This is a genomic window from Herbaspirillum sp. B65, assembly GCF_000333555.1.
GTDB classification, from domain to species: Bacteria; Pseudomonadota; Gammaproteobacteria; order Burkholderiales; family Burkholderiaceae_D; genus Herbaspirillum; species Herbaspirillum rubrisubalbicans.
Map to the genome: position 1 here is coordinate 1 of NZ_BADI01000518.1, position 7,770 is coordinate 7,770.

Genomic DNA, 7,770 nt, shown 5'->3' on the forward strand with positions numbered 1-7,770 from the left:
CGAGGTCACGCTAGCAGAAACGCCTTTGAACTGTGTAAGGTAGGCCAGAGAAAATGTCTTGAAGATGTAACTGAGCGCGTTGTAACCGACGGCGACAAAGAACACAACAGCGAGCCCTTTGACATTGGTGTTCCACAATTCGCGGAAGGGGCGTTTGTGACGAAGGGTTTCTTCGGCATGTTGATACGCCGGCGTTTCCGGCAAACTCCTGCGCACCCAGAGACCCACCAGTACCAGGAAAAAGCTGAGGAGAAAAGGAATACGCCAACCACCGGCGAGCAGAAACTGTTCGCCATTGACGGTCAATAGATAAACGGTCAGCGACGATAGCAACAGGCCCAGGTTCAGTCCCAGGGCCGGCCACGCACCTTGCCGGCCCTTCTTGTTCTCGGCTGCATGTTCGTAGGAAGTCACCGCTGCGCCTGCCAATTCGGCGCCCGCTCCCAGTCCCTGCACAATACGGATCAGCACCAGACATAAGGGGGACCATACACCGATGACAGCGTAGGATGGGAGTAGGCCGATAGCAGTCGTGCACAAGCCCATCATGCAGAAAGTAACGAACAACATCCGCTTGCGGCCATAGCGGTCGCCGAAGTAGCCGAAAAACAGACCGCCAATCGGTCTTGCCACAAAACCGATCGCAAAGGTAGCAAAGGCTTGTAGCGAGGCCGTCGCTGGTTCAGAGACATCGAAGAAGATCTTGCTGAAAACAATCGATGCCATCGTCGCATAAAGATAGAAGTCATACCATTCCAACATTGAGCCGACGATGGTTGCTGCTGCTACTTTGCGCAAACGCTTTTTACTTTGTGTCGAGGTTTCATGTTCTGGTTTTTGAATGTTCACAATGTCTCCATGAATTAGTTTTTGTTTTCTCACACCGGACGCACAAGTTGATTCGGTCAGGTAGCGGCAGGTCACTGCAAGCTATCCCTTACGTAAAAAACTTAGTGCTTCATTACTTCACGAACGATGTATTCGGCAATGGCCAGCGATGACGTGGCGCCAGGAGAGGGGGCATTACGGATATGTGTAATATTGCCGCGTTGACGAATCACGAAATCGTCAACCAGGGCACCATTGGCTTCCATTGCTTGGGCACGAATCCCCCTGACAGCCGGGACAATGCCGACGTCGGCCAGCGTCGGAACATATCGGGCCGCCTCGCGCACAAAGCTGGCTTCGCTTACCACAGTCTTGAGCTCACGCAACGTTGCCGCAAAGTTGCGACCGGCAAACTTCCAAAAACCAGGGTAGCTAGCGAAACTGAAAATGTCGGTCAGATTGATGCTTCGTCCATCATAGTTTTCGCGACCGAGTGATATGAACGCGTTCGGGCCGATTGTCATCTGACCGTCGATGCGTTTTGTGAAATGAACTCCCAGAAAGGGAAAGCGCGGATCCGGCACCGGGTAAATCAAGCCCTTGACATGCGACTTGAAAACCTCGTCGATCACATAATATTGGCCGAAGAAAGGCACAATGCGCGGCATCGCATGATCGCCTGAACGTTCGGCTAAACGATCGGACTGTAAGCCGGCACACGCAACCACCTGATCGAACCCGGTATCGAACATCTCTCCGTTGGCAAGTTCAACCCGGACTTCAGCATTTCGCTCAATCAGTCGTCCAACAGGTGAATTAAGACAGATGCGACCGCCACGGGCCGTAATTTCCTTGGCAATGATGGTCGCGACCTGACCGTAGCTGACGATGGCCGTTTTCGGCGAATGCAAGGCACTCAAACCAACGCAATTAGGTTCAATTTCACGTAGTTCACTGGGCCCGACTAACCGTAACCCTGGTACGCCGTTGGCCTGTGCTTTTCGGTAAATGGCTTGCAGGCGAGGAAGCTCTTCCTCTTTGAGAGCGACCACCACTTTGCCACACTCGTCATAAGGGATCGCATTGTCGCGGCAATAGTCGCTAAGCAGTGCTACTCCACGTCGACAAAGCCGCGCCTTGAGCCCCCCAGGCTCATAATATAGGCCGGCATGAACCACCCCTGAATTGTGGCTGGATTGGTGACAAGCGACACTGGACTCCTTTTCGAATACCGTCACTGTGGCTTCGGGAAAATCTAACATCAACTGACGCGCGACTGCTAGGCCGTTAATTCCACCACCAATAACCGCATAACGATTTTTGTTCATGGCTCCTCTTACAAAAAATAGCAAGCTCTTCATTGCGTGCCCCCATCTTCACTGCTGAGGAAGGAGGCGGGTCTTGGCGTCATTCATATCCATCGTGACCAGCACCGAGCAGACCAATGCCAGCGACGCAGCCCTCTGTGGATCTATGCGGACGTGAATCTTTAAATAACTACGACATAAATAAAAGCGAAAAAATATGTACAATAAATTTCGAAAAAATCGAACAAGAGACGGCAATGACCTTAAAGCAACTCGAAGCGTTCTATTGGGCGGCCACCTGTGCCAACTTTGGAATCGCGTCCGAACGCCTGCATTTATCGATATCTTCGCTTTCCAAGCGAATTTCAGAGCTGGAACTATCGCTCGGGATTTCCCTCTTCGACCGCAGCGGCCACCGGGCCATGCTCAGCGAAGCAGGCCAGGCCCTGCTCCCGCAAGCGCAAGCCCTGCTTGATAACGCTGCTAGAGTGCGCGCCACCTTTGCTCCCTCCGTTGGCCTGGTTGGTCGTTGCGCCTTTGGTGTTGGAGAACTAAGCGCCCTTACCTGGCTGCCGCAATTCATGGTTCAAGTCCGGGCACGACATCCCAAACTGGTGCTTGAGCCCTATGTTGATGTCGGTGCGGTTCTGGAAAGCCGGGTCGCTAAAGGTGAGCTCGATTTTGCGATCATCGCCGGGCGCTCATCACACTACGACATCTTGTCGCAACCGCTCAGTCAGGAGCAATTCATCTGGGTAGCAGCGCCGGCCTTGGCGGTGTCTGACGACTCTCAGAGGGTATATAGCGCCGTCGATCTATTGCAGGCGGGTCAGCCGATGATTGTTTTGCCACCCTCAGCGGGCAGCACACGACTGATCGATGATTGGTTGCTGGAACACGGCATCACGGCCGTTGAGCGTATAAATTGCAATAATTGGGGTGCCATTGCCGGGATGCTGATTGCGTCAGTCGGCATAGGTATCCTTCCCGCTGGCTGGAGTCAAAAGCTGCTTGACCAAAACCTGCTTCGACCGCTCGCTGGCGGGGAACTGCCAACTTCGCTGACCTATTCTTTCCAATGGCGACGCGGAGACAACCGTCCACTACTCGATCCGCTCCGACGACTTTCCACCCAATGTGTGGACTTCACCATCGATATTTCCCGACCAATATCGGTCTGAAATAGAAATAGGGCGAAATGTTTCCATTTGGAAATGCTCTCTAATCCATAGGAATAAAAAATCGCATTCGCTCCTGCCCCCGATCGAGGTAGTGAACCCTTTTGAATGCTTGCAGTCTATTTCGGGCTTGTCTGCGTGGGATTCATTTTTTCTTCTGCGTCGATGTCTTGCGTGACGCGGAAGGCATAGGGGAGAAGCCATGATACACAGCGTTTTCTGCCTCAGCGTGTGCGCTTTGCCAGCGGGCAGCAACGCCAATGCCGATGTCGATGAGCGCCCCCGTAACGGCTACGATCAGGGCGTCACCTCTGTCCGCGAGTCCCGGCAGCCAGGCCCCAAGCTTAAGGATTATCTGGAATATCTCCAGTATCTGCGTGACCACGGTCGCTTCTGGCGTTTGGAAAAAGCGCTTCAAGAGCTCAACAATAAAGATCGGGCAGCTTGGATCAGGCTGTAAAAAGCATCCGCAATTTTGTCCGCTGTTGTTCAGAACTCACCGGAGTACCCATGAACGATCTGCTTGATGCCGCCCAGGCCTTGCGCACGCTGATGAATGCCCAGCGGCAGAACAACCGCCTGTTGCGCCTTTCTTTCCCGCGTGACGACGCGCCTGCCGATGCGCTGATGGTGGCCAATCGTCTCAGCGCCTACGAAGGCATGAGCCGCGATTTCCAGTTCACCGTCGAAGTTCTCTCCGACAATCCAGACATCGCCCTCAAGGATGTCATGGCGAAAATGGTCACCCTTGAACTGGTGCGCGCTGATGGCAGCGTGCGCTACTTCAATGGCTACGTCTTCGATTTCCGCTTCGTCAGACAGGATGGCGGCTTTTCCTATTACGACCTGGTCGCCTTGCCGTGGCTGGCCTTTCTGCGCTATCGGCACGACAACTACCTGTTCCACGGCAAGACGGTGCAGCAACAGACGACCGAGATTTTCAACGACTACGACATGCGCGACTGGCAGTGCAAGGGGCTGCAGGGCGACGCGCCGATGACCGATGCCTGCCAGTTCGACGAGAGCGATTACAACTATCTGCATCGCCGCTGGGAAGCGCTTGGTTGGCATTATTGGTACGAGCACCGCAAGGACGGCCATACCTTGATGCTCTGCGGCGACAGCACGCAAGCCGAGCCGATCGACGGCAGCGGACAAATGCTCTGGCAGGGCAGAAGCGGGGTCAGGGACAGCGGCCTGCATTCGTTTTCTTCGATCCGTACTGTGGCGGCTACAGCCTATGCCGCGTCCAGCTTCGACTTCAAGAGCCCAAGGCCGATTCGTGCCGATGCCCCCACCATCAACAAACAAGGTGTGGTGCCAAAGCTCGAAGTCTATGAATATGCCGGTGCCTATGGCTACAAGAACTCGGCGGATGGACGCGATTTCGTGCGTATGCGCATCGAAGAAATCGAAGCGGCGAGCAAGCATTTCAAGGCCAAGGGCGATGACGATCACGGCCAGTGCGGCCGTTCTTTTGTGCTCAGCGGTCATCTCGATGCGCGCTCGGCGGGCAATGAAGATAGTCAATTCCTGATCCTCGAAGCCAGGCATGAGGTGAGCAACAACTATGAAACGCGCCAAGGCAGCACAGCTGCGTATGACGTCGAGCTCACCTGCCTGCGCAAGAAAATCCCTTGGCGTCCGGGACGCGGTTTCAACAGCACCGAACCCAAGATCTATGGCGTGCAAACCGCCATCGTCGTCGGTCCTGCCGGTGAAGAAATCTATACAGATGAATACGGTCGCGTCAAAGTGCAATTCCACTGGGACCGTGAAGGTGAGTACAACGAAAAATCGTCCGCCTGGGTGCGCGTGGCCAGCACCTGGGCCGGCAGCAATTTCGGTTTCATGGCGGTGCCGCGGATCGGCCAGGAGGTCATCGTCCAATGGCTGGACGGCAACGTCGATCGGCCCTTGATCACAGGTCGAGTATTCAACCAAAGCAACATGCCACCGTGGCCGCTACCCGACAACAAGACGCAAACCGGCATCCTGTCCCGTTCTTCGCATGACGGTGGCTATGACAATGCGAACGCCTTGCGTTTCGAGGACAAGAAAGGACAGGAAGAGGTGTGGCTGCACGCCGAGAAGGACCAGCGTATCGAAGTCGAACACGATGAAAGCCACTGGGTCGGCAATGACCGCAGCAAGACCATCGACCATGATGAGACCGTGCACGTCAAACATGACCGCACCGAAACGGTGGGCAACAACGAAACCATCACGGTCCACAACAACCGTACCGAGCAGGTCGATCAGAACGAAATCATCAATATCGGTGCCAATCGAACCGAAGAGGTCGGACAGAACGAAACGATTTCCATCGGCGCCAACCAGTCCATCACGATTGGGCAGAACAAGACCGAGACCGTCACCATCGCCAAGGCACTGACCGTTGGCGCCGGTTATGCCGTCAGTGTTGGCGGGGCCATGAATACGGCAGTGGGACTGGCGCAGCTCGAAGAAGTCGGATTGAACAAGAGCGTGATGGTCGGCAAGACATTCAACATCACCGCAGGCGATGAATTCAAGATCACCGTCGGCAAGTCCACCATGGTCATGAAATCCGACGGTACCGTGCTCATCAATGGCACCAAGTTCAACTTTGAGGCCAGCGGACCGGTACAGATTTCCGGTAAAGATGTGGATGTGAACTGAGACAACTGAGACCATGCGGTTCATCAATCACACCCCATTTCCCGCCTTGGCGTTCGGCGGTGTAGGGCACAACGGCGAAGCGTTCCACGTGCTCGTCTTGCGTCAGACGTTCACATGGAATGCGGCATCAGAACTGATCTTCGCCGATGAACAGCAGCCGCTGTGCGAAGCCGATGAATTCTTTGGGGATGATCTGCAAGGCAGCGTGCGGCAGGAGTCCGACCTGTGTCCGTACAAGCCGCGCTGTGACGTCATCGTCAATGCCATGGCTTATCCGCCCCGCGCCTTGAACGGCAAGCCGCCGCACCGTTTCCCGGTGCGGGTGGTCGTCAAACGCCCTGACACCCCGGTACCGCCGCCACCCAAGCCGCAAGGATTGAACCCGTTCATGCCTGCATCGCCAGAGGCCTTGGCAGCGTGGCGCGCGGAGGTGGAGCGTGCCAAGAACTCGGTCATTCCTGGCGAACGCTTGATCGATAAATCGCTGGTCATCCATGGCCAACGCCGCTTTGTCAAACGGGCAGGCTTGCTGCGTCTGGCGGCGACGCTGCTTAAATTCGGCACACTCGGCATCATGCGCTTGCCAGCTTGGCGCTTGACGAAGCCGGAGCCGGCCAAGGTCTTGCCCGTGCGACTGGAACATGCCTACGGCGGACAATGTCGCATCGACGGCAATCGCCGTGCGGCCAGCAAAGTCCCGCAGCAGTACCGCCTGACCCAGCAACAAGCAGCAGCGCACCCCGAACAGAGACAGCCTCCAGTTGCCCATGAAGCGCTTGCCGCCAATCCTGTCGGTCAGGGGTGGGCGCGGGACTGGTATCTCGACGCGACCAAGACCGCAAATGTGTCCGCGCCGCAGATTGAACATCCCCAGCAGCCCATCACCTTGAACCATTTCAGTCAGGCGCGCACCGGCCAGCTCGACCATGCCGAGACGCTCGTCGCAGGGCTGGGCATCCGTCCCAAGGGTCATCCAGAACGCGCCAGGCTGGCCGGAACGATAGACGAAAAGTTCATCAACAGCGGCGCACCGCTACCGGAAGATTTCGACTTTGCGGTATGGAACGCTGCCTGGCCGGATCAGCAGATCGAGGCCTTGCAGGGCGATGAAATCATCGAGCTGACCAATCTGTGCCAGCGCGGGACGCCTGGCGTGATTGAGGATGAGCAAGGCAATTCGGTATTGCAGCTCTCAATGCCACCCTATCAGCCTTACGTTCTTGTTCGTTTCGAGTCAGGCCAACTGGCGCCCTTGGCGCTATCGATCGATACGCTCATTGTTGAACCTGATGCGCGAACGGTCGCCATGGTATCGCGTGCCGTCTTGCCTGTTCACCCCGCTATTGGCTGCCTGGAAGCTCGCCAGATGTCTCGCGCGCAGTGGCAAGCAGCCTGGCGTTCTGCGGCAACGTTGAACAATTGAAATGGACGTCAGCGGCAAACCAACAGATCAGAAAATGCAAGCGACATGATAGTGGAGCACAACACGCCAGCGACAACCAGGAGCGCCGCCCATGGGTAATCTGATCGGAGCACGCAAGTCTGACAGCTTCAAGGCAGTGTCCACCGCGCCGTCCTTTAACAAGACGCCGGTAGGCAGCAGCACGCCAGCACTGCCTTATCCAACGGTCGCGGACTTGTCCAACAGTGTCGCTGTGGTCGTTGAGCAGCACGCGGCCGCGCTGCGCCTTCACCAGGCCGGAGATGGCCAACAGCGACGTGCTCTTGCCGGCGCCATTGGCACCGACCAGTGCGGTGATCTCGCCTTCGTTCAGGGACAGGCTGATGCCCTGACC

At 56.1% G+C, this 7,770-nt stretch carries 6 protein-coding genes and 1 pseudogene; 4 read left to right on the forward strand and 3 right to left on the reverse strand.

Annotated elements, in window-relative coordinates:
• Both I5W_RS12540 and lhgO read right to left on the reverse strand, forming a co-directional pair.
• A partial coding sequence (locus I5W_RS12540; RefSeq protein WP_252717006.1) for an MFS transporter occupies positions 1-924 on the reverse strand: 924 nt, incomplete at its 3' end.
• A 26-nt stretch (positions 925-950) separates the two neighbouring features.
• A complete protein-coding gene (gene lhgO, locus I5W_RS12545; RefSeq protein ID WP_017454993.1) occupies positions 951-2,156 on the reverse strand; it encodes an L-2-hydroxyglutarate oxidase in 1,206 nt (401 codons plus the stop codon).
• A gap of 236 nt (positions 2,157-2,392) precedes the next feature.
• Between lhgO and I5W_RS12550 the strand changes: the two genes are divergently transcribed.
• The 4 genes from I5W_RS12550 to I5W_RS12565 all read left to right on the forward strand — a co-directional run bounded on the left by I5W_RS12550 (position 2,393) and on the right by I5W_RS12565 (position 7,397).
• Positions 2,393-3,316 carry a LysR family transcriptional regulator gene (locus I5W_RS12550; RefSeq protein WP_044529474.1) on the forward strand — a complete coding sequence of 308 codons (924 nt, stop codon included), beginning with the start codon at positions 2,393-2,395 and terminating at the stop codon, positions 3,314-3,316.
• 199 nt (positions 3,317-3,515) lie between these two features.
• Positions 3,516-3,773, forward strand: a complete 258-nt coding sequence (locus I5W_RS32050) for a hypothetical protein (RefSeq protein WP_159106122.1) — start codon at positions 3,516-3,518, stop codon at positions 3,771-3,773.
• Positions 3,774-3,823: 50 nt separating this feature from the next.
• Positions 3,824-5,974, forward strand: a complete 2,151-nt coding sequence (locus tag I5W_RS12560) for a type VI secretion system Vgr family protein (protein ID WP_044529475.1) — start codon at positions 3,824-3,826, stop codon at positions 5,972-5,974.
• Positions 5,975-5,987: 13 nt separating this feature from the next.
• Positions 5,988-7,397, forward strand: a complete 1,410-nt coding sequence (locus I5W_RS12565; protein ID WP_044529476.1) for a DUF2169 family type VI secretion system accessory protein — start codon at positions 5,988-5,990, stop codon at positions 7,395-7,397.
• A 238-nt stretch (positions 7,398-7,635) separates the two neighbouring features.
• On the opposite strand, the pseudogene I5W_RS29775 reads toward I5W_RS12565, so the two are convergent.
• A pseudogene (locus tag I5W_RS29775) lies at positions 7,636-7,770 on the reverse strand (ATP-binding cassette domain-containing protein); the annotation flags it as partial.

Coding starts and splice junctions, on each gene's coding strand:
- lhgO (WP_017454993.1), bottom strand. CDS start 2,156: ATGAACAAAAATCGTTATGCGGTTATTGGTGGTGGAATTAACGGCCTA.
- I5W_RS12560 (WP_044529475.1), top strand. CDS start 3,824: ATGAACGATCTGCTTGATGCCGCCCAGGCCTTGCGCACGCTGATGAAT.
- I5W_RS12565 (WP_044529476.1), top strand. CDS start 5,988: ATGCGGTTCATCAATCACACCCCATTTCCCGCCTTGGCGTTCGGCGGT.
- I5W_RS12550 (WP_044529474.1), top strand. CDS start 2,393: ATGACCTTAAAGCAACTCGAAGCGTTCTATTGGGCGGCCACCTGTGCC.
- I5W_RS32050 (WP_159106122.1), top strand. CDS start 3,516: ATGATACACAGCGTTTTCTGCCTCAGCGTGTGCGCTTTGCCAGCGGGC.